The sequence below is a fragment of the Streptomyces sp. NPDC002817 genome (assembly GCF_053592055.1).
Genome location: NZ_JBSFUY010000111.1, coordinates 1 through 1,346, shown reverse-complemented (window position 1 = coordinate 1,346; position 1,346 = coordinate 1). Strand labels below are relative to the sequence as shown.

The window sequence follows — 1,346 nt, the reverse complement described above, 5'->3', positions numbered from 1 at the left end:
CTAGGCCGTGTTTTAGAACGGGGTGTCCCGCCACGGCTCGTGCCGTGATGATCCCGGTGTGGGGCGTGGGGATCTCTCGGATGAGCAGTGGGCAGTGCTGGAGCCGCTGTTGCCTGTCGCGCAGGTCGGCAGGCGGTCAGCATGTCGGCGGAGGCTGATCGACGGGATCCGCTGGCGGGTGCGGACTGGTGCCCCCTGGCGGGACCTGCCGGCGGAGTACGGGCCGTGGCAGACGGTCTATGGACTCTTCCGCCGCTGGCAGCGCACCGGTGTCTGGGGAACTGTGCTGACCGGGCTGCAGGCCAGAGCCGATGCCGCCGGGCTGATCACGTGGGAGGTGAATGTCGACTCCACGATCTGCCGAGCTCACCAGCATGCGGCTGGCGCCCGGCGGGACGGGCAGGACCAGAAGGAGCCGCCCGGCGGGGTGGGCAGCGAGCCGGACGACCATGCGCTCGGCCGGTCTCGGGGCGGCTGGACCACCAAGATCCACCTGGCATGCGAGCAGGACCAGCGGCCCTTGTCGTTGATGGTGACGGCAGGACAGCGGGGTGACAGTCCACAGTTCGTGGCGGTGCTGGAGGGCATCCGTGTGCCTCGGCTCGGGGCAGGACGTCCTCGCAGACGGCCGCTGCGGGTGCGGGGTGACAAGGCGTATTCCTCGCGCGCCAACCGCGCCTACTTACGTCGGCGCGGGATCCGCTGCACCATCCCGGAACCGGCCGACCAGGTCGGCCACCGCAAACGCCGGGGAAGCAGCGGCGGACGCCCTCCAGTCTTCGACCGCGCGGACTACAAGGCCCGGCACGCGGTCGAGTGCGGCATCGGGCGTCTCAAGCGCAATCGGGCGGTGGCCACCCGGTTCGACAAGCTCGCCGTCCGATTCGAGGCCACCGTCCACATAGCTGCGATCAACGAATGGCTGTGACCTGGCGGCGCTGTCCGCCTCGCATGCCATGCTGACGGCAATCCGGCAGCACGTCGGCACGAGAGAGAGAACAGACCGTGGCGGCAACCTACTACTGCGCCGACAGCGAGAACGGGCACCACATCGATGACCCGTCCGAGGACGCCCTGTTCGATCTGATCAGCGAACTCGACACCGCAGACAACACCTTCGTCATCATCCAGCCCGATGAGGACGACCCTGCCTGGTTCGCCTCCGTGGCCGTCTTGGACGAAGGCGGCTACGAGATTGTCCGCCGCGACAGCACACGACGCGAACACGAAGTCACCACCGATAACCGCATCGGCCTGATCGCCAACGACCTCATCATCTGGCTGGCCGCCCGCGACTTCCCCGGCCGACCAGCCCAGCAGACCAACTCCTTCTAAAACACGCCCTA

General features: G+C 67.9%; 2 protein-coding genes. Both read left to right on the top strand.

Features of this window, described 5'->3' with window-relative positions:
* Window positions 1–58: 58 nt before the first annotated feature.
* Window positions 59–928, top strand: a complete 870-nt coding sequence (locus tag ACWD3I_RS49215) for an IS5 family transposase (protein ID WP_365414266.1) — start codon at window positions 59–61, stop codon at window positions 926–928.
* 77 nt (window positions 929–1,005) lie between these two features.
* Complete coding sequence (locus ACWD3I_RS49210; protein ID WP_365414268.1) at window positions 1,006–1,335, top strand: hypothetical protein; 330 nt, start codon at window positions 1,006–1,008, stop codon at window positions 1,333–1,335.
* The last annotated feature ends 11 nt before the right edge of the window (window positions 1,336–1,346 follow it).